General features: G+C 72.6%; 27 protein-coding genes and 2 pseudogenes. 18 read left to right on the top strand and 11 right to left on the bottom strand.

The genetic code is table 11. The features are described from left to right. Nucleotides 1-4: 4 nt before the first annotated feature. From AB0J88_RS09360 to AB0J88_RS09390, 7 genes and pseudogenes are all read left to right on the top strand, one after another. The gene (locus tag AB0J88_RS09360; RefSeq protein ID WP_364346699.1) at nucleotides 5-220 is read left to right on the top strand and encodes a hypothetical protein; all 216 of its coding nucleotides are present in this window, start codon (nucleotides 5-7) and stop codon (nucleotides 218-220) included. Then, nucleotides 217-675, top strand: a complete 459-nt coding sequence (locus AB0J88_RS09365) for an Asp23/Gls24 family envelope stress response protein (RefSeq protein WP_364346697.1) — start codon at nucleotides 217-219, stop codon at nucleotides 673-675. The genes AB0J88_RS09360 and AB0J88_RS09365 overlap by 4 nt, the downstream gene beginning before the upstream one ends. A gap of 11 nt (nucleotides 676-686) precedes the next feature. Further along, a complete protein-coding gene (locus AB0J88_RS09370; protein WP_364346695.1) occupies nucleotides 687-1,220 on the top strand; it encodes a DUF6286 domain-containing protein in 534 nt (177 codons plus the stop codon). Further along, entirely contained in the window at nucleotides 1,220-1,792 is a 573-nt protein-coding gene (gene amaP, locus AB0J88_RS09375; RefSeq protein WP_364346693.1) for an alkaline shock response membrane anchor protein AmaP, read from the top strand. The genes AB0J88_RS09370 and amaP overlap by 1 nt, the downstream gene beginning before the upstream one ends. A 123-nt stretch (nucleotides 1,793-1,915) precedes the next feature. Beyond that, a complete protein-coding gene (gene rph, locus AB0J88_RS09380; protein WP_364346691.1) occupies nucleotides 1,916-4,495 on the top strand; it encodes a rifamycin-inactivating phosphotransferase in 2,580 nt (859 codons plus the stop codon). Nucleotides 4,496-4,522: 27 nt separating this feature from the next. Further along, nucleotides 4,523-5,802: pseudogene (locus AB0J88_RS09385) on the top strand (AMP-binding protein). A 6-nt stretch (nucleotides 5,803-5,808) separates the two neighbouring features. After that, complete coding sequence (locus AB0J88_RS09390) at nucleotides 5,809-6,228, top strand: hypothetical protein (protein WP_364346689.1); 420 nt, start codon at nucleotides 5,809-5,811, stop codon at nucleotides 6,226-6,228. A gap of 51 nt (nucleotides 6,229-6,279) precedes the next feature. On the opposite strand, the gene AB0J88_RS09395 is transcribed toward AB0J88_RS09390, so the two are convergent. Further along, nucleotides 6,280-7,263, bottom strand: a complete 984-nt coding sequence (locus AB0J88_RS09395; RefSeq protein ID WP_364346687.1) for a sporulation protein — start codon at nucleotides 7,261-7,263, stop codon at nucleotides 6,280-6,282. A 134-nt stretch (nucleotides 7,264-7,397) separates the two neighbouring features. Continuing rightward, nucleotides 7,398-8,234, bottom strand: a complete 837-nt coding sequence (locus tag AB0J88_RS09400) for a L,D-transpeptidase family protein (protein WP_364346685.1) — start codon at nucleotides 8,232-8,234, stop codon at nucleotides 7,398-7,400. Between the two features lie 29 nt (nucleotides 8,235-8,263). Here AB0J88_RS09400 and AB0J88_RS09405 point away from each other — a divergent pair, with 29 nt between their 5' ends. Further along, complete coding sequence (locus tag AB0J88_RS09405) at nucleotides 8,264-8,986, top strand: M15 family metallopeptidase (RefSeq protein WP_364346683.1); 723 nt, start codon at nucleotides 8,264-8,266, stop codon at nucleotides 8,984-8,986. Here AB0J88_RS09405 and AB0J88_RS09410 read toward each other — a convergent pair. Then, complete coding sequence (locus AB0J88_RS09410) at nucleotides 8,983-9,615, bottom strand: winged helix-turn-helix transcriptional regulator (RefSeq protein ID WP_364346681.1); 633 nt, start codon at nucleotides 9,613-9,615, stop codon at nucleotides 8,983-8,985. The two genes, AB0J88_RS09405 and AB0J88_RS09410, sit on opposite strands and share 4 nt — an antisense overlap. Before the next feature lie 71 nt (nucleotides 9,616-9,686). Here AB0J88_RS09410 and AB0J88_RS09415 point away from each other — a divergent pair, with 71 nt between their 5' ends. From AB0J88_RS09415 to AB0J88_RS09435, 5 genes are read left to right on the top strand one after another with little or no spacing between them, the layout of a single operon-like run. Continuing rightward, a complete protein-coding gene (locus AB0J88_RS09415; protein WP_364346679.1) occupies nucleotides 9,687-10,409 on the top strand; it encodes a hypothetical protein in 723 nt (240 codons plus the stop codon). Between the two features lie 25 nt (nucleotides 10,410-10,434). Continuing rightward, the gene (locus tag AB0J88_RS09420) at nucleotides 10,435-11,082 is read left to right on the top strand and encodes an NIPSNAP family protein (RefSeq protein WP_364346677.1); all 648 of its coding nucleotides are present in this window, start codon (nucleotides 10,435-10,437) and stop codon (nucleotides 11,080-11,082) included. Between the two features lie 40 nt (nucleotides 11,083-11,122). Beyond that, nucleotides 11,123-12,151, top strand: coding sequence for a hypothetical protein (locus AB0J88_RS09425; RefSeq protein WP_364346675.1), 1,029 nt, complete (start codon nucleotides 11,123-11,125; stop codon nucleotides 12,149-12,151). Between the two features lie 36 nt (nucleotides 12,152-12,187). Next, the gene (locus AB0J88_RS09430; protein ID WP_364346673.1) at nucleotides 12,188-12,739 is read left to right on the top strand and encodes a class E sortase; all 552 of its coding nucleotides are present in this window, start codon (nucleotides 12,188-12,190) and stop codon (nucleotides 12,737-12,739) included. Continuing rightward, nucleotides 12,736-13,251: an LPXTG cell wall anchor domain-containing protein gene (locus tag AB0J88_RS09435; protein ID WP_364346671.1), complete on the top strand. Its 516-nt coding sequence runs from the start codon at nucleotides 12,736-12,738 to the stop codon at nucleotides 13,249-13,251. The genes AB0J88_RS09430 and AB0J88_RS09435 overlap by 4 nt, the downstream gene beginning before the upstream one ends. Here AB0J88_RS09435 and AB0J88_RS09440 read toward each other — a convergent pair. From AB0J88_RS09440 to AB0J88_RS09450, 3 genes are read right to left on the bottom strand one after another with little or no spacing between them, the layout of a single operon-like run. Beyond that, a complete protein-coding gene (locus tag AB0J88_RS09440) occupies nucleotides 13,210-13,986 on the bottom strand; it encodes an ABC transporter permease (RefSeq protein WP_364346669.1) in 777 nt (258 codons plus the stop codon). The genes AB0J88_RS09435 and AB0J88_RS09440 overlap by 42 nt on opposite strands. Continuing rightward, entirely contained in the window at nucleotides 13,983-15,476 is a 1,494-nt protein-coding gene (locus tag AB0J88_RS09445) for an ABC transporter permease subunit (protein ID WP_364346667.1), read from the bottom strand. The genes AB0J88_RS09440 and AB0J88_RS09445 overlap by 4 nt, the downstream gene beginning before the upstream one ends. Further along, the gene (locus AB0J88_RS09450) at nucleotides 15,473-16,396 is read right to left on the bottom strand and encodes an ATP-binding cassette domain-containing protein (protein ID WP_364346665.1); all 924 of its coding nucleotides are present in this window, start codon (nucleotides 16,394-16,396) and stop codon (nucleotides 15,473-15,475) included. Before AB0J88_RS09450 ends, AB0J88_RS09445 begins: the two co-directional genes overlap by 4 nt. Before the next feature lie 111 nt (nucleotides 16,397-16,507). On the opposite strand from AB0J88_RS09450, the gene AB0J88_RS09455 reads away from it, so the two are divergent. Continuing rightward, nucleotides 16,508-17,602, top strand: a complete 1,095-nt coding sequence (locus AB0J88_RS09455; protein ID WP_364346663.1) for a sensor histidine kinase — start codon at nucleotides 16,508-16,510, stop codon at nucleotides 17,600-17,602. Continuing rightward, nucleotides 17,599-18,270, top strand: a complete 672-nt coding sequence (locus tag AB0J88_RS09460; protein ID WP_364346661.1) for a response regulator transcription factor — start codon at nucleotides 17,599-17,601, stop codon at nucleotides 18,268-18,270. The genes AB0J88_RS09455 and AB0J88_RS09460 overlap by 4 nt, the downstream gene beginning before the upstream one ends. Here the strand turns inward: AB0J88_RS09460 and AB0J88_RS09465 are convergent. Beyond that, on the bottom strand, nucleotides 18,265-19,059 hold the full coding sequence (locus AB0J88_RS09465) for a helix-turn-helix transcriptional regulator (RefSeq protein ID WP_364346659.1): 795 nt from the start codon (nucleotides 19,057-19,059) through the stop codon (nucleotides 18,265-18,267). The genes AB0J88_RS09460 and AB0J88_RS09465 overlap by 6 nt on opposite strands. 93 nt (nucleotides 19,060-19,152) lie before the next feature. On the opposite strand from AB0J88_RS09465, the gene AB0J88_RS09470 reads away from it, so the two are divergent. Continuing rightward, entirely contained in the window at nucleotides 19,153-19,866 is a 714-nt protein-coding gene (locus tag AB0J88_RS09470; RefSeq protein WP_364346657.1) for an SDR family oxidoreductase, read from the top strand. Between the two features lie 31 nt (nucleotides 19,867-19,897). Here AB0J88_RS09470 and AB0J88_RS09475 read toward each other — a convergent pair. Beyond that, a pseudogene (locus AB0J88_RS09475) lies at nucleotides 19,898-20,128 on the bottom strand (SAM-dependent methyltransferase); the annotation flags it as partial. Between the two features lie 160 nt (nucleotides 20,129-20,288). On the opposite strand from AB0J88_RS09475, the gene AB0J88_RS09480 reads away from it, so the two are divergent. Beyond that, nucleotides 20,289-20,621 (top strand): Lrp/AsnC ligand binding domain-containing protein, encoded by a 333-nt coding sequence (locus tag AB0J88_RS09480; protein ID WP_364346655.1) that lies wholly within the window; start codon nucleotides 20,289-20,291, stop codon nucleotides 20,619-20,621. After that, nucleotides 20,557-21,909: a diaminopimelate decarboxylase gene (lysA, locus tag AB0J88_RS09485; RefSeq protein ID WP_364346653.1), complete on the top strand. Its 1,353-nt coding sequence runs from the start codon at nucleotides 20,557-20,559 to the stop codon at nucleotides 21,907-21,909. The genes AB0J88_RS09480 and lysA overlap by 65 nt, the downstream gene beginning before the upstream one ends. Here lysA and AB0J88_RS09490 read toward each other — a convergent pair. Genes AB0J88_RS09490 through AB0J88_RS09500 form a run of 3 tightly spaced genes read right to left on the bottom strand, consistent with a single transcriptional unit; the run spans nucleotide 21,906 to nucleotide 24,062 of the window. Further along, the gene (locus tag AB0J88_RS09490; protein ID WP_364346651.1) at nucleotides 21,906-22,334 is read right to left on the bottom strand and encodes a hypothetical protein; all 429 of its coding nucleotides are present in this window, start codon (nucleotides 22,332-22,334) and stop codon (nucleotides 21,906-21,908) included. The two genes, lysA and AB0J88_RS09490, sit on opposite strands and share 4 nt — an antisense overlap. Next, nucleotides 22,331-22,900, bottom strand: coding sequence for a sigma-70 family RNA polymerase sigma factor (locus AB0J88_RS09495; protein ID WP_364346649.1), 570 nt, complete (start codon nucleotides 22,898-22,900; stop codon nucleotides 22,331-22,333). Before AB0J88_RS09495 ends, AB0J88_RS09490 begins: the two co-directional genes overlap by 4 nt. Continuing rightward, complete coding sequence (locus AB0J88_RS09500) at nucleotides 22,890-24,062, bottom strand: S8/S53 family peptidase (RefSeq protein ID WP_364346647.1); 1,173 nt, start codon at nucleotides 24,060-24,062, stop codon at nucleotides 22,890-22,892. Before AB0J88_RS09500 ends, AB0J88_RS09495 begins: the two co-directional genes overlap by 11 nt. Nucleotides 24,063-24,186 lie beyond the last annotated feature (124 nt).

Below are 24,186 nucleotides of genomic sequence, written 5' to 3' on the forward strand. Positions count from 1 at the left end.
AGAGATGACCAAGACGATTTTCGGTACGGCGATCGGCATCGCGCTCGGGTTCGCCGTCGCGTTCGGGAACTTCGGCGACCTGGCCTTGGTCGGTCTGTTCGCGCTGGTCGGATACGGGGTCACCAAGGTGATCACCACCGGCCGCGTCGACGTGGGCGCCACGATGCAGCCGATCCAGCGCCGCTTCCAGCGGAGCAACCTCTCGCGGAGCAACCAGTGACCCAGGACCGGCCGGTCGGCACAGCGCAGGCCACGACGACGCCGCGGGTCGAGCGCCACCTGGCCGAGGCGTCGCCCGCACCGCCGCCTGTGCCGCCCGATCCCGACTACCTCGGTGAGGTGGTCATCTCCGAGCGGGTGGTTGCCAAGATCGCTTCACAGGCCGTCTACGAGCAGCCGCACGCCGGTGGGGCCGCGCCGCGGGTGTTCGGCAGCGTCGTGCCGGGCGCCGGCCACATGGGCATCCGCGCCTCCGACCTGACCGCGCGGCCGAAGACCAGCGCGCAGATCGACGCGTCGGTGGTCTACGTCGACATGGCGATCAGCGTCCGCTGGCCCGAGTCGCTCGCCGACGTGACCGAGCGGATCCGGGACACGGTCGAAGACCGGATCAAAGCCTGGACGGGGCTGACCGTGGCCCGGGTGCGCATTTCCGTGACCGACCTCGTCGCCTGACGGAGTTTGCCATGAAGAAGTTCAACCGGATCCTCGCGATCCTCTTCGCGCTCGGCTTCATCTTCCTGGCGGTCCTGATCGTCGTCGAGCTGATCTTCGAGCGGGCCGGGGCCGGGCCGGCGATCGTCAACTGGAACAGCATCTACGACTGGGCGGCCACCCACACCTGGAACTCGCGCAGCGTACGGATCATCGGCGGCCTGTGTGCCCTCGGCGGTCTCGTGCTGCTCGGCCTTCAGCTCATCCCGCGCAAGAAGGAACGACTGAAGGTGAGTGGCGGACGCGACGAGATCGACGCGGCGATCGACCGCCGCAGCGTGGTGCGGACGGTGCAGCAGGCGGTCGGCGACATCGACGGGATCAGCCAGGCCAGGGTCGCGCTCCACGGCAACAAGGTCACCGTCGACGCCCGGCGCAGAGCCGAGGCGTCCGAGGGGATCACCACGCAGACGGTCGCCGACGCGACCCACCGGGCGGTCGACGACCTGCACCTGCGCCGACCACCCCGGATCACGATCAAGCTGGCCACGGCGAGGGAGCGGTGATGCGCGGACACGCCGACCGGATCAACCGGATCATCATGATCGTGCTCGGCGCGATCTTCGCGGCCATCGGGGGCGCGATCATCGCGGCCAACACCGGGCTGTTCGCCAGTGGTTTCCCGGACCGGACGCTGCTGGAGAACCCGGCGGCACAGTGGATCGGCGGGCACAGCACCTGGTTCTGGCCGATCGCGGCCGCCGTGGCGACGCTGCTCGGGGTGCTGGCGCTGATCTGGTTGATCAAGATCCTGCGCGGGCCGCCGAAGGCGCACGACATCTCGATCGACGGCAGCGCGCGGACGACTGTGGGTGCGACCGCCTTGCGGGACGCGTTGACCAACGAGATCCAGAGCTACCGCGGCGTCGACTCGGCCAGGGTGCGGGTCTACGGCGACCCGATCCAGCCCCGGCTCGGCGTCAAGGTCAACCTCACCGCGGACGCCCGGGTCGCCGAGGTGCGCAACCGGATCGAGCAACAGGCGCTGGCGCACGCGCGCGAGGCGCTTGACGCGCCCCAGATGCCGGTCACCTTGGATCTGGGCGTCAGCAAGAAGAGCGGCCCACGCGTCGAATAACCGGCCGAAACAACGACGAAGGGCAAGGAGATCTCTCCTTGCCCTTCTTAACGTATAGCGCACCTGGGGGCTTGCGGCAAGACCCGTGTCGTACCGCAGAATCGTCGGCTCGGAGGTGTCGCAATGCGCGAGCAGTACGTTTTGGATCTTCAAGAGGTCGACGAATCCCACGTCGCGGTCGTCGGGGGCAAGGGCACCCACTTGGGGGAGCTGTCGAGAATCGACGGAGTCGCGGTGCCCGCCGGCTTCTGTGTGACGACGGACGCCTTCGCGGCCGCCGCGCCGGCGATCGACGAGCGACTGGAGCGGGTGCACCCGGACGCCCGGGACGAGATCCGCGCCCTCAGCGCCGAGGTCCGCCGGACGATCGAAGCCGTCGACATCCCGGACGACCTGGCGGCGGCGGTCGGCGAGGCGCTCGCCCGGCACGGCGCCGACGCGACCTATGCCGTGCGGTCCAGCGCCACCGCCGAGGACCTGCCGACGGCGTCCTTCGCGGGCCAGCAGGACACGTACCTGAACGTGCCGGGTCCGGAGGTCCTCGCCCACGTACGCCGGTGCTGGGCGTCGCTGTTCACCGAGCGGGCCGTCACCTACCGCCTGCGCAACCGCTTCGACCACCGCAAGGTCCACATGGCCGTGGTCGTGCAGCGGATGGTCGTGCCGCGGTCGTCCGGCATCCTCTTCACGGCCGACCCGGTCACGGGCGATCGCACGGTGTCCGCTGTGGACGCCGGCTTCGGCCTCGGGGAGGCGTTGGTCTCGGGCATCGTGAACCCGGACGTCTTCAAGGTGCGCGGCGGCGAGGTCGTCGCCAGGGAGATCTCCACCAAGCGGGTCGCCGTGCGGGCCGTGGCGTCGGGCGGGACCGAGGTCCTGGACGTCGACCCGCGAGAACGGGAGCTGCCCGCACTGACGGATGCGCAGGCCGTGCGGCTGGCCGCACTCGGCCGGCGGATCGAGGCGCACTTCGGCCGCCCGCAGGACATCGAGTGGTGCCTGGTCGACGACGACTTCCGGATCGTGCAGAGCCGGCCCATCACGACGCTGTTCCCCGTGCCCGAGCACGCGCGCGACGGGAGCAATCACGTCTACCTCTCCGTCGGGCACCAGCAGATGATGACGGATGCCATGAAGCCGCTGGGCTGGTCGATGTGGCAGCTGACGGCGATGGCACCGATGACCGAGGCCGGCGGGCGTCTCTGGGTCGACGCCACGCGGGTGCTGGCCACGCCGGCCGGTCGCGCCGGCTTCCTCGAGCTGGCCGGCCGCGCCGACCCGCTGACCAGGGACGCGCTGGAGACGGTTCTCGACCGGGGCGACTTCCTCCCCACGCTGCCGGACGCGGAACCCAGCGCCCCGCGGGTCCTGGCCCCTGGCGAACCGATCGCGAACGACCCGGCCGTCGTCACCGCGCTCGTCGCGCGCAGCGAGGCCTCGGTGGCCGCCCTGCGGCGCGACATCGCCACCAAGACCGGTCCCGCGCTGTTCGAGTTCCTCCTGGAGGCCTTCCAGGAGCACAAGCGGGTCCTCGCCGACCCGCTGAGCATGCAGGCGATCATGGCGGGGATGGAGGCCACCTGGTGGCTCAACGACCACCTGCTGGAGTGGCTGGGTGAGCGGAACGCGGCCGACCAGCTCACGCTCTCCGCACCGGGCAACATCACGGCGGAGATGGGACTGGCGCTGCTCGACGTCGCGGACGCGATCCGCCCCCACGACGAGGTCGTGACGTTCCTGCGGGCCGGGGTCGACGACGGTTTCCTCGACGAGCTGCCCAAGCTGGCAGGCGGGACCGAGGCACGCGACGCCATCGAGGCCTACCTCGACCGGTACGGCATGCGCTGCGTCGGCGAGATCGACATCACGAGGCCGCGGTGGAGCGAGCACCCGAGCGCACTCGTGCCGCTGATCCTCGACAACGTCACCTTCTTCGAGCCGGGTGCCGCAGCACGCCGGTTCGAGGCGGGACGCCGGACGGCGGAGGAGAAGCGGGCGGAGGTGCTGGCCCGCGTGCGTGCCCTGCCGGACGGTGCGGCGAAGGCCGAGGAGACGGAGCGGATGATCGACCGGGTCCGGATCTTCACCGGCTACCGGGAGTATCCGAAGTACGGCATCATCGCCCGCTACTGGGCCTACAAGCAGGCGCTGACGGCGGAGGCGGACCGTCTCGTGCGGGCCGGGGTGCTCACAGCGCCGGAGGACGCTTTCTACCTCACGTTCCAGGAGCTCCACGAGGTCGCGCGGACCGACCAGGTGGACCCTGGGCTCGTCGCGACGCGCAGGGAGGCGTTCCGGTCGTACGAGGCGCTCACCCCACCCCGGGTCCTCACCTCCGACGGCGAGGCGCTGAATGGCGCCTACCGGCGCGATGACGTGCCCGCGGGTGCCCTGATCGGAGTGCCGGTCTCCGCCGGAACCGTCGAGGGCCGCGCCCGGGTCATCCTCGACCTGGCCACAGCGGATCTCGAACCGGGCGACATCCTCGTCACGGCGTACACGGATCCCAGCTGGTCGCCCCTGTTCGTCGCGATCGCCGGGCTGGTGACCGAGGTCGGCGGGCAGATGACCCACGGTGCGGTGATCGCACGGGAGTACGGCCTGCCCGCCGTCGTCGGCGTGCCCGGCGCGACCCGGCTGATCCCCGACGGGCAGCGGATCCGCCTGCACGGAACGGACGGCTACATCGAGCTCCTGGAGTGACGTAGGTTGCCGGATAGAGGAGGCGACATGAGTGAGCTCGCGTACGCCAGTGGACCGTCCGACACCACCCTCCTGGCCGACACCATCGGGCAGAACCTGGCCCGCACCGCCGCCCGCTTCCCCGATCGCGAAGCCCTCGTCGACGTGCCCAGCGGCCGCCGGTGGACCTACCGTTCACTGGCGGCCGACGTCGACGAGCTGGCCCGGGCGTTGCTGGCGCTCGGGGTCGGCAAAGGCGACCGCGTGGGCATCTGGTCGCCGAACCGTCCGGAGTGGGTGCTAGTCCAGTACGCCACGGCCGCGATCGGCGCGATCATGGTCAACATCAATCCGGCGTACCGGCGGCACGAGGTCGGTTTCGTGCTCCGGCAGTCCGGGATCTCGGGATGGTGATGGGCAACCTGGCGGCGACGTCGCACGGCGCGTGCATGGTCATCCCCGCGCCGTCGTTCGAGCCGGCGGCGACCCTGGCCGCCGTCGCGGCCGAGCGGTGCACCTCGCTCTACGGTGTGCCGACCATGTTCATCGCCGAGCTGGACCTGCCCGACTTCGCCGCCTACGACCTGAGCAGCCTGCGTACGGGCATCATGGCCGGCTCGCCGTGTCCGGTCGAGGTGATGAGGAAGGTGGTCGACCGGATGCACATGTCGGAGGTGTCGATCTGCTACGGCATGACCGAGACCTCGCCGGTGTCGACGCAGACCCGGGTCGACGACGACCTCGACCGCCGCACCGGCACGGTCGGCCGGGTGCTGCCGTTCCTCGAGGTGAAGGTCGTCGACCCGGCGACCGGGGTGACCCTGCGCCGCGGGGAGCCGGGGGAGCTGTGCACCCGGGGCTACTCGGTGATGCTCGGCTACTGGGACGAGCCGGAGAAGACGGCCGAGGTGCTCGACTCCGCCCGCTGGATGCACACGGGCGACCTCGCGTCGATGCGGTCCGACGGCTACGTCAACATCGTCGGCCGGATCAAGGACGTGATCATCCGGGGCGGGGAGAACGTCTACCCGCGCGAGATCGAGGAGTTCCTCTACCGGCACCCGAAGATCGCCGACGTCCAGGTGATCGGCGTGCCCGACGACAAGTACGGCGAGGAGGTCATGGCCTGCGTGATCCTGCGCGACCCCGGCGACGCGCTGACGGTCGACGAGGTGCGCGCGTTCTGCCAGGGCCAGCTCGCGCACTACAAGGTGCCGCGCTACGTGCGGGCCGTCGAGTCGTTCCCGATGACGATCAGCGGCAAGGTACGCAAGGTCGAGATGCGCGAGTGGGCGGTCGGCGAGCTGGGCCTGTCTTCGATAGATTGACGCGCCGTGGGATACCTGGTGTGGCCATCGGGCCGACTTCATCTGCCTGCCTCTGACGACCTCGCCGCGGTCGCGGCCGCCACGGCCGCGTGGGCGCGCCACGACGGCTGGTTCGGGCCGGGCGACTCGGCGCCGGGCGACACCCTGGCCGACGTCGCCGAGTTCGCGGCGGCCTCGATCACCCGCGACGGCGACTGGATCGAGTTCCGCTACGACGACGCGGGCGACCCGAAGTGGTCGGAGCAGGCGACCGCCTTCTACGTGGCGATCGCGCCGTTCGTGCGATCGGGGACGGTCAAGATCGAAGGTGAGGACGGGTCCACCTGGTCCTACACCTACGCCGATGGCAAGGTGACCCAGGACGGCTGGAACGGGTGGGACGGCTCCGTCGAGCCGTTCGGCGAGTCCGTGGACTTCCCCGGCTGACAGCGGACGGACGCGGGGGCGGCCCGCACCGGGCCGCCCCCGCCGATCCGGCTATTCGCCGAAGTCTCCGAAGTCGCCCCCGTCGTCCTCGAACGCCTCTTCGATCATCTCGCCGGCGATCATGCCGCCCGCGACGCCGAGCGCCGCGCCCGCGACCATGCCGCCCATCCCGCCGCCGCGGTGACCGCCGTGCCCGTGGCCCTTGCCGTGGCCGCCCATGCCCATGCCGGGGAAGCCGCCGCGGCTCGCGAAGAAGGTCTGGCGCTGGTCGACCGCCTGGCGCACCCAGCCGTCGACGACCTGCGCCCAGTCGGCGGAGTCGGCGTGGCTGTGCGGCACGGTGTAGCGCCCGTAGGCGTCGTGACCGCCGACGAACATGCCGCCGCGCTTGTCGAACTCGAGCACGACCTCGACGGTCTGCGGGTTGGCCACGAACGTCAGCTCGAGCTCGCTGATGCCGTGCGCGTACGCGGGTGCGGCGAAGAACTCGATCTCCTGGTAGAACGGCAGCGTCTGGTGGACGCCGTGCAGCCGGCCGTATTCGAGGTCGGCGCCCTTGAACCGGAAGCCGAGCCGGCCGAACGCCTCCAGGATCCGCTCCTGCACCGGCAGCGGGTGCACCGCGACGTGGTCGAGGTCGCCCTTGTCGACCGCGCGGTCGATCGCCACCTCGGTGCGCAGGCCCATCGTCATGCCGTGCAGGCGCTGCCCGTAGACGTCGGTGACCGGCGTCTCCCACGGCATGTCGACCTGGAACGGAATGGACAGCTGCTGGCCCGCCGCCAGCTTGGTGCGCCCGGCCACGGCGGTGCGGTGGAACTCACCGACCGTGCTGTAGTCGCCGCCGCCACCGTCGACCTCGATGCGGGTGACCAGGCCGAGCGTGATGTGCGCGAGCTCCACGTCGCTGTTGCCGCCGGTCAGGTTGACCTGACCGGTGAGCGGCAGGCCCGGGCGGGTGTTCGGGTTGGACAGCACCGTGTCGACGCTGGGGCCGCCGACTCCGAGGGCGCCCAACATCTTCTTGAAGACCACGTTGTTCTCCTGAGTCGTCAGTCAGGGCCGCGATCCGTTGGAGCGCAACGCATTCCGCGCGGCGCTCCACATCGGAGGATGCGGCCGTGCGGGGGACCGTACCAGGCGAATCTGACAGTTCGCTGAGAGTAACCCTAATAGCGGTCGAGCTCGCTCGCCGGTGCCATCACGATCCGCGGCTTCGCCGCCGGGTCGAGCCAGCGCAACACCTTGACCAGGTCGGACTCGTCCAGCGCGACGCATCCGGCGGTCCCGCGGTCGACCGACACGTGCAGGAAGATGCCGCTGCCGCGCGGCGGGTCGGCCTCGCGTACCGGGATGTTGTAGTTGATGACCGCGAAATAGCGGTACTGCGGGTCCGTCTCCCACAGCGCCTCGCTGGCACCGCCCGGGTCGGCGCCGTGGAAGAACGAGTTGTAACCCTCGGTGGCCGGGTTCTCGTTCCACCAGTCGTTCTCGACCAGCTTGTGGTAGCCGTAGCGGACCCCCGGGTTGCCGGCGATGCCGTACATCGTGCCGCCGAAGCTGTAGACGCCGGTCGGCGTGGCCAGGTCGCCCTCGATCTTGTTGTCCTTGAAGCCCTTGGTGCCGAGGCGGGCCGGCATCGAGTCGAACGCCGGGGTCCAGTTGCCGCCGCGCTTGCCGAACGCCTGCAACGTGCCGGTGCTCGTGCCGAAGCCGCTGGCCTTGACCACGATGACCTGGGTGGTGTCGGCGGGCAGCGTGCGCAGCCGCGACGCGTCGTTCGTCGGCTTGGTGCCCGCGGGCCTCGGGGTGGGCAGGCGGGTGAGCGCCGGCTTGGCCGTCGCGGTCGGGACGTCCGCCCGCCGGGCGAGCCGGTCGCGGGCCTCCACGAGGTCGGCCGCGCCCCGCGTCTGCGGGGCGGCGCTCGGCTCCCCGGTCACGGTGCCGCAGGCCGAGAGGGCCAGCACGGTCAGGACTGCCAGCGTCGACCGCCGCAGTGCGCCCACCTGGAACCCCGATCCGTATCGTATGGACGATGGTGCGGTCGAAACCTTACCGGTTGGCGGTCCTGGTCGTGGCCCTGGCGATCTCGGGCTGCGCTGGGCAACCGTCCGGATCCGCCGCGTGGTCACCGCCGCCGGCTTCGCCGTCCCCGGCGCCGTCCCCGGCGCCGTCTCCGTCGGCGTCGACGCCCGCCTTCTCGGCCGCCACCGAGAAGGTCACCGCGGCCGACCTCGGCGCGAGCTGGAAGACCGGCTGCCCGGTCGGCCCGGCGAGCCTGCGCCTGCTGCGGCTGAGCTACTGGGGCTTCGACGAGGAGCCGCACACCGGCGGGATCGTCGTGCACAAGGACGTGGCGGCGGACGTGACCAAAGTGTTCCGCACGCTCTTCGCCAAGCGGTTCCCGATCAGAAGCCTGAAACCCGTCAGCGAGTACGGCGGCAGCGACGACAGGTCCATGGCGGCCGACAACACGTCGGCGTTCAACTGCCGCAACGCGGTCTCCTCAGGCGCGCCGTCGTGGTCGGTGCACGCCTACGGGAAGGCGATCGACGTGAACCCGGTGGAGAACCCGTACCTGTTCGGCGACGACGTCCTGCCGCCGGAGGGCCGAGAGTTCGTCGACCGCTCGCCGTACCGCCCGGGCATGGCAGTCAAGGGCGGCGTCCTGGTCAAGGCGTTCGCGACGGTCGGGTGGAAGTGGAACGTGGGCGGCGCGAACCCGGACTACCAGCACTTCAGCACTACGGGCCGCTAGTCGCGGCCGAAGCTCCGGAAGAAACGCTCCGCGGCCCTGCGATCGCCGGTCAGGTCCAGGTCGCCGGTGGCGATCGCGGCCGCGACCGTCAGGTCCGTGAAGATCAACCGCCATAGCGTGGGTACGTCGGCCCGGACGGTCGCGTCCACCTCGCCGTGCCCGCCGCGGCTCACGCTCACCGAGTCGCGTGCCGGCTCCACGTCGAACGCGTCGGCGCCGACCAGCAGCCGGACGGCCGGTGGTCGGGACGACGGCCGGTGCAGCGCCTTGAGCAGCAGCATGAACGCGTCGGTGCTCATCTCCGGGCCGTGTGCACCCGGCGCGTCGGCGCCCCACCGGCTCAGCTCGATCAGCACCGGCTCCAGCGCCCGTCCGCGGTCGGTCAGCTCGTAGGCCGACGCGCTGACCGGTGGGCCGAGCTCGACCCTGCGCACCACGCCGCTGTCCTCCAGCTCGCGCAGGCGCTGGCTGAGCACGTTCTGGCTGGCCTTGGGCAGGCCGGCACGCAGGTCGCGGAACCGCTTGGGGCCGAAGACCAGCTCACGGACCACCAGCAACGCCCACCGCTCGCCGACCACGTCGAGGGCCAGGGCGGTGCCGCAGTCGTCCTCGTAGCTGCGTTGTGACATGGATCAAGTGTACGAACCCGCACCGCTCGGTGCTAGTGTCGCACCTACTGGTCCTAAATTAGGAGTGAGACATGGACGCACTGCTCGGCCGCGTGCTCGACGCCCACGGTGGGCTCGACCGGTGGCGCACCCTCACCACCTTCACCGCCCGCATCACCTATGGCGGCCCGTTCTGGGAGTTCAAGGGCCACCCGGGCTTCGTGGGGACGAGCTTCGTCGAGGCGAGCCTCCGGGACCAGCGGATCCGCCACCGCGACGAGGCCACCGGCCGCGAGCTCGTCTTCGACCGCGCCGGCGACCGCCTCACCGTCACCGACGGCGACGGCGCCGTGGTCGAGAAGCTCGAGAGCCCCCGCTCGACCTTCGCCGGCTACACCCCCGAGACGACGTGGAGCCTGGCCCAGATCGGCTACTTCCGCGCGTACGCCACCTGGCACTACCTGGTCGAGCCGTTCCTGTTCACCTGGCCGGGAGTCGAGGCCCACGAGATCGAGCCGTGGACCGAGGGCGGCCAGACGTGGCGGGTGCTGCGGGTGACGTACCCCGAGACGATCCACACCCACAACCCCACCCAGCTCTACTACTACGACGAGGCCGGGCTGCTGCGCCGGATGGACTACGCGCCCGAGGTCAACGGCAGCACACCGGTCGCCCACTACGTCCGCGAGCACCAGCTGGTCGACGGCGTCCCGGTGCCGTCGCGGCGGCACATCCAGCTCCGCAACGCCGACGGCACGCCGGACCTGTCCTGGACCCCGATCACGCTCGACCTGACGGACATCGAACTCCGCTGACGGCGATCCTGGCAGAATCGCCGGCGTGACGATCGTTGAGCTTCGGCAGTACACCCTCGTGCCCGGCGAACGGGACACCCTCGTCGACCTCTTCGACGCGAACTTCGTCGAGTCGCAGGAGGCCGAGGGCATGCGAATCGTCGGTCAGTTCCGCGACCTCGACCGTCCCGACCGCTTCGTCTGGGTGCGCGAGTTCGCTTCGATGGACGCACGCCAGGCGGCACTCACCGGGTTCTACTCGGGACCCGTCTGGAAGGAGCACCGCGACGCCGCCAACGCCACGATGCTGGACTCCGACAACGTGTTGCTGATGCGGGCGATCCAACCCTTCACCGGGTACGCGCCCCGCGACGCTCCGATCCCGCCGGGCCGCGTCGTCGTCGCGGGGCTGTCTCCGCTCGCCCGCACCGACTACGCCGAGCACTTCGACCGCGTGGTCCGGCCGGCGCTCGGGGCCACCCTGCTCGGCACCAGCCAGACGATCCACGAGCCCAACACCTTCCCGGCGCTGCCGGTGAGGGAAGGGGAGGACGTGTTCGTGTGGTTCGCGCGGGTCGACGCCGGTGACGTCGACGCGTTCGCCGATCGGGTGGCCGGCCTCGACGCGTCCGGTCTGGCCGGACCGGTCGAGCTGCTGCGGCTCGCGCCCACCACGCGGTCCGCGCTGCGCTGACCGCTGACGGGTGTGGTGACGGCGGCGAGGAGCGCCGACAATGGACAGCGTGCCCGACGTCATCAGCTTCGGTCCGGACGAGCGTCCGCGGCGGCCGGTGCGGTGGGTCGTCGCGGCCGGCCTGGTCGCGGTCGCGCTGGGTGCGGTGGCCGTGCTGGCTCTCCGCGACGATCCCGGACCCTCGCCGACGGCATCCCTGCCCAGCGCGAGCCCCGGTCCCGTCGTGACGTCGCGGCCACCGAGCGCGCCCGAGCATCCCGGCCCGCCCTGTCTCGCGGTCGGCTGGGGACAGCGACCGCCGCCGGCCGTCTCCGTTGCCGGGCTGCGCATCGACCAGGCCGCTACGGCCGGCGCGGGCCTCGACCGCTGTGACCGCACGGCCGTCGACGGCCCCTGGACCGTCGTCGTGCGCGGTCCCGGTGGCTCGCTCGGCCGCAACGGCGCGGTGGTGACCTTCCCGGCCGCACCGCTGCGGACGGGTCGCGCCGTCGCCGTGGGCGCGGTGCGGGCTCGCGCGGCGAGCGGTGTCGTCACCTGGCCGATCGGTCGCGAGCACGCCCGCGTCCGGGGCGACCTGGCCGAAGCCGAGCTGGTCAGGCTGGCCGCGCTGACGACCGTGGTCGACGGTCGCCCGGCCGTGCAGCCGCCTGCCGGGTTCACCGTGGTGGCCAGTGGTCCCTACCGGGCGCCGACCCTGCACGAGGTCCGCTACGGCGGCGCGGACGTCGGCGAGCAGGACGCGCTCGGTGCGATGGTCTACACCGGAGTGACCAGCGGTGGATGGTTCGAGGACCAGCTCTACACGCAGTCCTCCCGCGACGGCGGCTCGGTCGGCGGGCGACCGGCGGTGATGTCGGGCGTCTCGGGCGGCAGCGCGACCCTCGCGTGGGAGCCGGCGCCAGGGCTGGTCGCGTTCGTCGGCTACAGCGGAGGTGAGCCGGGCGACGCGGCCCTGGCCGCCCTGCGCCGCCTCGCCGAGCGGGCCAGGATCCTCGACCGCGCCGCCTGGCAGGCCCTCGGCCCGGTCGTCGCGGACCAGTCGATCAGTTTGTCTGGAATCGCCGATTAGATAAGGTACGCACCGTTTGGGCTTATCGTCCATTGAGTGAGGGCCGGCCGGTGGACAGGCAGCGCCTTGTCGGGCGCGGGCCTCGTGCTGCTCGCGGTTGCTGTCGTCCCCGCGCCGCCGAGTCCCGTCGGGAACGGCATCACCTCCCGGGCGACACCCGGCACCCCGATCGCCCGGCTCGGCATCCCGCGCCTGCGTGAGCGCTGGACGGTGGTGGAGGGCGTCGACGCCGCGTCGATCGCGGACGCGCCCGGCCACTACCCGCAGACCGCGCCGCCAGGCCAGGTCGGCAACTTCGCCGTCGCCGGACACCGCGTGCCCGGGCTGTTCTGGGACCTCGACCGGCTCGCCCCGGGCGACGAGGTGATCGTCGAGTACGGGTCGCGCACCTTCACGTACGCCGTCACCGGTTCGCGGGTCGTCGCTCCGACCGCGGTCGAGGTCCTCGCGCCGGTGCCGTCCGCGCCCACCACCGCCGCCACGAAGGCCGTCCTCACGCTCACGACCTGCGAGCCGAAGTGGTCCGACGCCCGGCGGCTCGTCGTGCACGCCGCACTGCTGTCCTCCGGAGAGGTGGCTACGACATGATCCTGTCCCGCACGGCGATCGGCCTCGGTGCCGCAGCGCTCACTCTCGCGGTGACCGGCACGGCGGCGAGCGCCGTCGAGATCACCACCGCGACCTCCACCGATGGTGACGCTCTCGCCGTGTCCGGCGGTGACGCCCGACCCGGCACGACCGTCGTGGTCACCGGCGCGACCGGCAGCGGTCCCGAGATCGACGTGGCGTCCTGCGAGGCACCGGTCGGCGCCGGCGGCACCTGGTCGTGCGACCTGACGGGGCTGCGCCCTGGCGCCTGGACGCTCAACGCCGCCGGCACCGACGCCGACGGCCACGCCGAGACCACACCGTTGCGTGACCTCCAGGTCGGGGCCGCCGGCCCGCCGGCTGAGCCGCCGGCACTGGCCACGACCGGCGGCTCACCCGACACTCCGCTGGCGGTGGCCGGCGCCGCCCTTCTCCTGCTCGGCGCCGGCGTCCTCCATCGCGTCCGCCGGCTACGCGTCCCGAAGCCGCAGCAGCAGACCGCCGAGCACTAGCGCGCCCGCCGACCACAGGGCCAGCACCCCGAGCCCGGGCCAGGGACCGATCGGCAGGGACGGCAGGTCGATCGTGTGCTGGATGGCCGCGCCCGCGTCGCTCGGCATGATCTGGTGCAGCCGCCGCTCCCAGTCCGGGTCGGAGACCACCGCCGCCAGGATCGGTGCCAGGTAGAGCAGGCCGAGCACGACGCCGACCCCCGTCGGGGCGTCGCGCACGGCCGCTGCGATGCCGAGGCTCAGCAGCGCGACCAGCGTCAGGTAGAGCGCCGAGCCGGCGAACGCCCGCAGCGTCCCGCCGTCGGTGAGCGACAGCGGCGCGTAGCCATGCTCCGCCGTGAAGCCCCGCCCCGGCATGATCAGCCGGGCGGCCAGCCACGCGCCGAGCACGCCTGGCACCGCCGCGGCCAGCGTCGCGCCGGCGACCACCACGCTCTTGGCACCCAGCAGCACCGCCCGCGACGGCGTCGCGGCCAGGGTGGTGCGGATCATCCCGGTCCGGTACTCGTCACCGACCACCATCACCGCGAGCACCGCCACGACGGCCTGGCCGAGCTGCACTCCCGTGAGGGCGATCAGCGGCGCGTCCACCCCGCAGCCGGCCGCCGCGCAGCTCACCGCGCGGGCCGTCACCGCGCTCAGCGCCGTGGTCAGCACGGCGGCGAGGGCGACGAGCCAGAACGGCCCGGCGACGGTACGCAGCTTCGTCCACTCGGCGTACAGGGCCGTGCTCATGCGTCCCTCCGGCGCAGCAGTGCGGCGGCGACGACCAGTGCCACCGCCGTCCAGCAGCAGAGCACCGCGAAGCCGCCCCAGGCCGGGAGGGGGAAGAAGCCGAAGGCCGGCGTGTACGCCTGGTCCACCTGCGGCCACTCCGGCACGGTCTGCTGCACCGCGAACGCCGCCGCCGGGGTTATCCGCAGCACCCAGTCCGCTGTCGCGGCGGGCAGCACCGCCGCCGCCGAGAGGATGTACGGCAGCGTGATGAGCACGACGACCGCCGCCACGGCACCCGCACCGCGTCGCAGGATCGTGCCGATCGCCAACGCGAGCACCGTCGCGACGGCGATCAGCGCCGCGGTGCCGACCACGATCCGCACCTGGGTCAGCGCGTCCGCCGGATAGTGGTTGGCGCCCCGGATCGCGGTGCCGACCAGCAGCGCCGCGGTCGCCGCGACCAGGCCGACCGCGAACGTGACCGCGCCGAGCACGACCGCCTTCGCGGCGAGCACCCGGACCCGCGACGGCGTCGCGGCGAACGTGGTGCGGACCAGGCCGCGCCGGTACTCGGTCGTGACGAAGAGGACGCCGAGCACCGCCAGCACGGTCAGCGCCAGGAAGCCGCCGCTGAGCAGCTGTTCCTGCTTCGGGCCGGCGCCGCCGTCGATCGGTGCGATGTCGCCGGCGCCGCGCAGGACGAACGTGTCGCCCTCGCGGGTGGAGGTGCTCTCAGGGCGGTTCGGCGAGTCGTCCGCGCCGACGCTGACCATGGTCCAGTCGCCGCCCGGGCCGGTGCCGGCCGCGCTCAGGTTGTCGAACGTGCCCGTCGCGATCGCTCCGCCGCCGACCACGCTGGTGCCGCCCAGGAACTGCTCGTACTCCTGGTGCGGTGGCGTGGCGACGAAGATCCCGGCGCTCACCGCACCGGTGGCCAGCGGGGCGCTGCCGACCCGCGTCCAGGCGGCGCCGTCCGTCGAGGCGTACGCGGTGACCGTCCCACCGGTGCGGACCAGCCGCAACCACCGGGCGTCCACCGGACCGGCCACGTCGTGGACGAAGTCGTGCTGCATGCGTACGCCGTGCGACCCGGTGACCATCACCGCCGTGTAGGGCGAGCCCGGCGTGGTGCCGGCCTTGATGATCAGGCCGGCCTTGGCCCATGGCTCGGTGGTCGCCTCCTCTTCCGAACCCGAGGGCGCCTCCGGCGCGGTGTCCCCGGGCGTCGGCGGCCGCAGCGCGACGCCGGACAGCGACGCCACCCGCACCGTGAGCGTCCCGTCGCCGTCGAGGGGCCGCTGGACGAACGTGAAGCCATCGAAGACCGGCGTGCCGTCCGACGAATGCGGCAAGGCGCCACGCGCGCGCGGCCCGCCGACGCGGGCGTCGGTGCCGGCGGCCGCCACGACGGCGAGCAGCACCATCAGCACGGCGGCGATGCCGCACCCGACCAGCCAGCCGCGTACGGAGCGGAACTTGGTCAGCTCGGCCCGGACCAGCCCGATCATCGGGACACCTCCGTCGCCCGGAACTCGACCGCGTCGCGGGTGAGCTCCATGTACGCCTCCTCGAGCGTCGCCCGATGCGCGGCGATCTCCGAGAACGGGACGCCGGCCTCGCTGAGCACGGTCACCACGCGGTCGGCCGACAGCCCGTCGACGGTGAGGGTGTCGCGCTCGGTCACCGCGACCGTGGCGCCGACCCGGGCGAGGGCCGTCATCGCCTCGGTGCGGGCGGCCGTGCGCAACGTGACCCGGTCGCTGGACGCGGCGGCGATCAGGTCGGCGACGCTGGTGTCGGCGACCACCTTGCCCCGCCCGACGACCACCAGATGCCCGGCGGTGTCCTGAAGCTCGCTCATCAGGTGGCTGGAGACCAGCACGGCGCGGCCCTCGGCGGCCAGCGCGCGCAGGAAGCCGCGCATCCACCGGATCCCCTCGGGGTCGAGCCCGTTGAACGGCTCGTCGAGCATCAGCACCGGCGGGTCACCGAGCAACGCGCCGGCCACGCCGAGGCGCTGCCGCATGCCGAGCGAGTAGCCGCCGGCCCGGCGCCGGCCTACGTCGGCCAGCCCGGTCAGCGTAAGCACCTCGTCGACCCGCTGGCCGCGCAGCCCCTGCGAGTGCGCCTGCCACAGCAGGTGGTCGCGGCCGCTGCGGGCCGGGTGCAGAGCGGACGCGTCCAGCAGCGCGCCGACGTGCTTCAAAGGCGTGCGCAGGCTGCGGTACGGGCGGCCGCCGACCAGGGCGGTGCCCGCGTCGACCCGGTCGAGCCCGAGCACGACACGCATGGTGGTGGACTTGCCGGCCCCGTTGGGCCCGACGAACGCGGTGACCCGCCCCGGAGTGACGGTGAACGTCATCCCGTCCAACGCGACGGTCGACCCGTACGCCTTGCGCAGGCCGTTGACCTCGATGGTGGCTTCCATGACAGCTCACGCTACGAACCGGGGCGGCCCAGGTCGTCCCGCGTGGGAGCCATCTTCGAAGTCCCTGACACGAGGGACGACCCCGGCGGCGGGTGAGGCGAGAATGGCAGCGTGAACCTTCGGACGGCAGTCGCCGCGCTGTCGGCGGCCGCCGCCGTCGAGGCGTTGGCCCGGTCCGTCCCGACGGACGTCGCGGGCGCGTTCCTGGTGCTGCTGGCCGCGCTGGCGGTGGCATCGACGGCGCCACTCGCGTTGCGCAACACCACGGCCGCGGCCCTGCTGGTCACCGCCGCGTCGGTGGTGTCCCTGGCGGGTTTCGGCCTCTGGACCGTGGCCGGCGTGGCGGCGCAACTGCTGGTCGCCTTCCGCGTCGGCCGCCGCGGCAGCGTGCTGGCGGCGGTCCCGCTCGGCCTGCCGTACCTCGTGCTGGCCTTCTTCACCCCGGTCGCCGTGCTGCTGGCCGGGCTGGTGCCGGTGTGCGCGCTGGCCGGCGTGGCCCGCCGGGTCAGTCGGGCGGACGCGGCGCACCTGGCGGCCCAGGACGCGTTCGCCGGGACGCTGGTCGAGCACACCGCGCGCGGCGAGCGGGCCAGGATCGCCCGGGAACTGCACGACGTGGTCGCCCATCACATCTCGATGATCTCGGTGCAGGCCGAGAACGCGCGCCTGACCACACCCGGGCTGCCGCAGGCGGGCGCGGACCGGTTCGCGGCGATCGGCGGCACGGCCCGGTCGGCCCTGACCGAGATGCGCCGGCTGCTGGGCGTGCTGCGCTCGGACGCGCCCGCGGAGCCGGAACGCCAGCCACAGCCGGGCCTGCGTGAACTGGCGGCGCTGCTGGACGAGGCCCGGGAGGCCTCGGGCGCCGGCACCCGCCTGATCCTGCGCGGGCCACCGGTGCCGTTGGATCCCGGGGTCGAGCTCGCCGCGTACCGGATCGTCCAGGAGGCCCTGACCAACGCCCGCCGGCACGCCGCGGGTGCCGCGGTCGACGTGGAGCTCAGCTACCGGCGCGACGGCCTGCTGCTGCGGATCCGCGACAACGGCCCGGGACCTTCGGCGGCGTCGGACGGCGGACACGGCCTGAGCGGCATGCGAGAACGCGCGGTGGCGGTAGGCGGCCGGCTGCGCACCGGAGTATCCGGCCCGGCGGGCGGCTTCGTCGTCGAGGCCACGCTGCCCGTGCCCATCGAGGAGGAACGATGATTCGCGTGGTGGTGGCGGACGACCACGAGGTGGTCCGCGGAGGGTTCGCCGGCCTGCTGGCCACGCAACCGGACATCGAGGTGGTCGGCACGGCCGCGGACGGAGCCGAGGCGGTCGAGGTCTGCGCTTCCTTCACGCCAGATGTGGTCCTGATGGACGTGCGCATGCCAGGCATGGACGGCATAGAGGCGACGCGCCTGCTGACGGCGACGGTGGCCCGCCCCCGGGTGCTGATCCTGACGACGTTCGACCTGGACGAGTACGTCTACGACGCGATCCGCGCGGGCGCCAGCGGCTTCCTGCTGAAGGACGTGCGAGCGGAGGCCCTGTTCGACGCGGTACGCGTGATCGCGGCCGGCGAGGCCCTCCTGGCCCCGACGGTGACGCGGCGGTTGATCGGGGAGTTCGCCCGCCAGCACCGCCCGTCGTCCCCATTGCCGGTGGCGCTGTCGGCCCTGACCCCACGCGAGACCCAGGTGCTGCGCCTGGTGGCCGAGGGACTGTCCAATCCGGAGATAGCCGCCCGCCTGGTGGTGACGGAGGAGACGGTCAAGACCCACGTGAGCCGCATGCTGACGAAACTGGGCCTCCGCGACCGCACCCAGGCGGTGGTCGCCGCCTACGAGACCGGCCTTGTCGTCCCAGGCACCCGGGACGGCGGGTCATAGCCGGGCGAGGGCCTCGGCGCTGCGGCTCCCGGGCTCGGGTGTGCCCACCAGGAGTTGCTGACCGGGCGCGTCACGCACGTCGAAGGTCTGGTAGGTGAGCTCGATCCGGCCCACCCGTGGGTCCTGGAAGACCTTGAACAGCCGGGTCAGGCCGCGGGCGGTCTGGTCGGCCCAGAGAGCCCTGAAGTCGGGGGAGTCGCGGCGGAGGTCGGTCACCACCGCGCGGATGTCGGGGTTGTCGGGGAACAGACCGGCGTTGAGACGCAGGGCGTGGACCGTGTTCTCCCGCAGGATCCGCCAATCCACGAACACCTCGCGCGCTCGCGGGTCCTCGAACAGCACCCGGACCATGTTCCGCCCGAATCCTTCCAGCAGTGCGGCGGCGACCCGGTTGGTCGCCAGCACGTCGAAGGCCGGGCCGAGCACGTAGGCGGCCGAGCCGGGAAACCCGGCGAGCAACTCCAGCAGCGCCGGATGCACCAGGTCCCAGGGCCCCGGGTCGTGCGTGGGGTGCAGGCCGGCGAGCCGGAAGAGGTGGCCGCGGGCGTCCGGGTCGAGCCTCAACGCCCGGCCGATCGCGGAGAGCACCTGCGGCGACGGGTTACGCTCGCGGCCCTGCTCGAGGCGAGCGTAGTAGTCCGCGCTCACTCCGGACATCACGGCGATTTCCTCGCGTCGCAGCCCCGCCACACGGCGGTCCCCGCCGCTGTGCAGTCCCACGTCGGCGGGGTCGACCCGGGCCCGGTGGGCCTTGAGGAAGTCCCCGATCCGGTTGTCGGCGGCGGGCATGCCCACCAGCCTAATCACGCGGCTTCCTGGGTGCGGCACACCTAGGAAGTCCCGCCCTTCCGGTGCCGGCCCGCGGTGCGGATCGTTGCCGCCATGAAGATTGTTCTGATCACCGGGGCCAGCAGCGGCATCGGCGCGGCGACCGCCCGCCGCCTGGCCGCCGACGGGCACCACGTCGTGCTCGGCGCCCGTCGGGTCGACCGGCTGGCCGATCTGGTCGCCGAGCTCCGGGCCGCCGGCGGCAGCGCCGAGGCCAAGGAGCTCGACGTCACCAGCCTCGCCAGCATGCGCGCGTTCGTCGACGCCGCCCACGACCGGCACGGGCGCGTCGACGTGCTGGTCAACAACGCCGGCGTCATGCCGCTCTCGACGCTCGCGAGCCTTCGGGTCGACGAGTGGAACGAGATGGTCGACGTGAACCTGCGCGGTGTGCTGCACGGCATCGCCGCCGTGCTGCCGCTGATGCGCGAGCGTGGTCACATCGTCAACATCGCCTCGACGTCCGGACATCGGGTCGACCCGACGGCCGCGGTCTACAGTGCGACCAAGTTCGCGGTGCGAGCCGTCAGCGAGGGGCTGCGCCAGGAGAGCAGCGCGTTGCGGGTGACGCTGGTCAGTCCCGGCTACACGCGCTCGGAGTTGGCCGACCGCGGCGGCGATCCCCAGGTGCTGGCCGCGGTCCGGGAAGCGACCGAGCAGCTCGGCATGCCGGCCGGTGCGGTCGCGGACGCCATCGCGTACGCCGTGTCCCAACCGGACAGTGTGGACGTCAACGAGATCGTGCTGCGGTCCACCGCCCAGGGCTAGGACTTGCGGGCAACGCCGCCCATGCCGTCGAGTCGATGAACTGCCGGATGCCGCGGTCAGCCGCGAGGTGGCGCACGGCCCGGCCGAGGAACGCCCGCTGCGCCCTGGCGTTGTCGACGATCGCGGGGAAGAACGCGCGAACCCGGTCGCCCGCCTCCCGGTCGACGGCGAAGTTGTCCTTGCCGCCCAGCCAGTAGTTCCAGACCCGGGCGCTGTGCGGCACGCCGGTGTCGATCGTGGACACCCGTTCCTCGTCGGTCATCGGCCTGGCTCCCGTACATCCACGGTTCGCTGTCCGTTTCAGTCCTGGAGCATAGTCGTTGCGAAGATCGCGTCAAGGACGAGTCAGGAGCGGGGTCCCGCGCGTAGCGACGGCGTCAAGGTCCTTTTGACCACCGCCGGGCCGTCGCACGATCGAACCCATGAGCGGAGAGGTCGAAGCGGTGGTTCTGGTGTGGCTCAACCACACCCAGGACGCGCCCTGCCTGGAGGCCTACCTGGCGCGCCGGCCGGAGGTGGTCGACGCCTGGTGGGTCGCCGCCGACAGTGACGCCGTCGTCCGGGTGCGGTGCTCGGACATGGCGGCCCTCGACGGCCTGGTCCGTGGGCTCCGGCATCACGCCGGGGCCGGGCGCACCTCGACCCACCTGGTGCTGCGGCCGTTCGGCCCGCACGAAGCAAGGAGCTGGCATGAGCCTCTCGGATCTCATCCCGTCACTGCGCACGTCGCTGCCGCCGCAACGGCTCTGCGCTGACATCTGGCCGGCGTCCACCCGGCACACCGGGCACGGCGCGATCAGCGTCGGCGGGGTCGACCTCGCCACGCTGGCCGAGCAGCACGGGACCCCGGCGTACGTCATCGACGAGGGAGAGGTCCGGGACCACTGCCGGGAGTACGCGGCGGCCTTCGGCGACCGGGACGTCGTGTACGCGGCCAAGGCGCTGACCAGCCGGGCCGTGCTCCGCTGGGTGATGGAGGAGGGGCTGGGGCTGTCCGTCTACTCCGAGGGCCAGCTCTCCGTCGCGGCGGCGGTCGGTTTCCCGGCCGAGCGGATCGTGTTGCACGGTGACGCCAAGACGCCGGCCGACCTGCGGGCGGCCCTCGACTACGGCGTCGGCCGGGTGGTGATCGAGTCGGCGTCCGAGGTGACCCGGCTGGCCGCGCTCGCGACCCGCGGGCAGAAGGTGCTGATCCGGGTGCTGCCGGCGCACGACGACCTGTTCGACGGCGTCGCCGGGATCCCCCCGGCCAGCGACGCCGACCGGTTCGGGGTGGCCGCTCCGAGCGAGGCGTTCGACGACCTGGTGTGCCGGATCATCGCCCAGCCCAAGCTGGAGTTGTACGGCCTCGACTGCTACGTCGGCTCGCAGATCAGCCGGTTCGGCGGCTACGAGCGGGCGATCCAGCGCCTGGTCGGGGTGGCCGGACATCTCGCCCGCACCAAGGGAATCGTGGTGCGGGAGCTCAACATCGGTGGGGGTCACGCCGCCCCCGCCGTCGACGGCGAGTCCCCCTTCGCCGTCGCCGCGTTCGCAGGCCGGGCCCGGGCGGTCCTGGGTCTGGCCTGCGAACGCCAGGGTGTGCCGGAACCGGTGCTGGTGGTGACACCGGGTCGGGCGGTCGTCGCCCGCGCCGGGGTGGCCCTGTACCGGGTCGTGGCGGTTCGCCGCGAGCCGGGGGGCTGCCAGTTGGTCGCCATCGACGGAGGGCTGAGCGACAACCCCCGGCCAGCCCTCTACGGCGCCCGCTACACGGCCGTCCTGCTCGGCCGGGCCGGCACCGGTCCAGCGGTGTCGAGCACCATCGTCGGCCGTCATGACGAGGCCGGCGACGTGCTCGCCCGCTCGGTGCCGCTCCCGGCCGACCTGCGCCCGGGCGACCTGCTGGCCGCGCCCGGGGCCGGCGCCTACCACCTGCCGCTGGCGTCGAACTACAACCTGGTCGGCCGCCCACCGCTGATCGCCGTGCGGGACGGCTCGGCCCGGGTGGTCGTGCGCCGGGAGACGATCGACGACGTCCTGTGCAGAGACGTGGAGAGCTAGATGGTGATCCACTCGGTGACCACGACGGCGTCTCCGGCCCGCAGGTGCAGCCGGAACATGCCGCGGGGGACCGGGCCGAGCACGAACCAGCCGAGCTCGTCGACCCGCGCGACCGCCACCACCCCCGTGCGGTCGCGCAGCTCGATCTCGCCGGGGCGCGGCGGCACCACCTGACCGTGCAGCGCGTCGTCGGTGACCTCGACTTCGATGGTCAGGTCGCGGGCGGCGAAGGTCAGCGCCCGCACCGCGGCCGGTTCGGCGCGGGTGCCGACCGCCGCGTCGGTGTCGGCGGAGAGGGCGGCGAGCTCCGCGTCGACGGTCCGCCAGGCGTACGCGGACCGGCCGATCTCCCGGATCCGCTCCGGCACCTCGGCGGCGGCGCGCCGGGCCTCGGCCAGGGCGGCGACGATCTCGGCATCGTTCATCGCCGCTCCACCTCCACGACCGCGGCCAGCGTGGGGTCGCGCCGCAGCCGGTCCAGGCAGCGCCGGCGCGTCGGCCCGATCGCGCCGACGGGGGTGCCGGTGCTGCTGCTGATCTGAGCGTACGGCGCCGGCGGGTCGTCGAACAGCAACGTCAGCAGGTGCCGGCAGTGCTCGGGCAGGTTGTCGAACGCGGCCCGTAACGCGATGTGCCGCTCCTGGGCCAGCAACAGCTCGTCGAACTCCGGGTCGTCCACACTGTCCAAGTTGGACTCGTCGCCGACCGGCACCTGGTGCTTGCGTCCCCGCAGCGCGGTCAGGCACTCCCGGCGCACCGTCGTCGCGAGCCAGCCGGGCAGGGCGGCCGGCTCGCGGATCGTGTCGAGGCGCTCGACCAGCCGCAGCCAGACGCTCGCGGCCACGTCTTCGGCGTCGGCGCCGCCGAGCCCGAAGCGCCGGCAGACCGCCCACACCAGCGGGGCGTAGCGGTCGACCAGCGCGTCCCAGGCCCGCGCGTCGCCCAGCCTGGCCCGCTCGACCAGGTCGATGACCGACGGGTCATTCCGCATGACCCGCCGCCGGCAGCGCGAACCGGGTGACGCCGGAGTCGGGATCGCTCAGCAGCCGCTCGAGCGTCTCGGCCGGCCGCTCGCCGGACCGCAGCGCCGCCGCGACCGCACCGCTGACGTTCGCCGCCGCGAAGGAGGTGCCGCTCCAGGTCGCGTACCCGGTGAAGTCCATGGTCGTGCCGTCGATGGTGAGCGAGACGTCGGTCAGGTAGGTGGACGTGACGCCGGAGCCGTGCGCGACGCAGTCGACCCAGGGCAGGCGCGGCGTGATCTCGGCGAGGTCTTGGTCGAAAGTGGTCGCGCCGACCGCGATCACACCGGGGAACGCCGCGGGCCAGACCGGCGTCGTGGGCTTCGCGCTCGCGCCGTGGTTGCCCGCCGCGGCGACCAGCAGCGTCCGCCGGCCGTGCCGCGTGACGGCGCGGCGCAACGCCAGGGGCCCGTCGGGACCGCCGAGCCGGCAGCCCAGCGACAGGTTGACCACGGTGTAGCCATGGGGGTCGTCGGCGAGCTCGGCCAGCGCGATGGCAGTGTCCCAGTTGGTCGCCCGGCCGTTGGCTCCGAGCACGCGGTGCACCACGATCTCGCAGCCCGGCGCCCGCTGGGCGATCAGCCCGGACACGAAGGTGGCGTGCCCGGCCCAGGCCTCGACCGGGTCCTGGCCGTCGCTGGCACCTCCGGGGGACTCGGTCACGTGACCCTTGAGCGCCGGGTGGTCGACCAGGCCAGTGTCGAGCACGGCCACCCGCACGCCCGCGCCGAGCGTGCTGTCGGCAATGGGCACCGCGGGAGCCGGCGTGAGGTCGGTGGTGAAGAACATCGGCTTGGTGTGCGGGTAGCCCACGATGCCGGTCACGGTCGGGTCCGGTGCCATCTCGGGCACCCACCCGCCGAACTCGGCCGCGAACCCGCGTCGCAACTCGTCGATCACGAGCTCGATGGCGGCGGCGTCGTGCTCGGCGAGACCCTTGCTGGCGCCGAACGCGCCGACGCCCTCGAGGTGCAGGCGGCTCAGGCCGAGCGCCTCGCTGTGCGCCACCTCGGTGACGTCGAGCAGCGGCCGGATGTCCCGGATGCGGTTCTTGACCAGCTCGCGATGCTGATGGTCGACGACGAGGTCGCCGGCGGAGTAGTCGTCGGAGGGCGGTAGGAAGTCGGTCACTGGGTTCCTCCAGCGGAACAGACGGACGACGCGGTCGACCCACGGACACACTATCGGTCGCGGTTGATACACCCACGGCTAAATTCGCTGGAGTACGGACAGCGTCCCCCGCGAGGATGAGGGC

Origin of the sequence: Asanoa sp. NPDC049475 (genome assembly GCF_040676915.1) — a bacterium.
GTDB lineage: Bacteria > Actinomycetota > Actinomycetes > Mycobacteriales > Micromonosporaceae > Asanoa.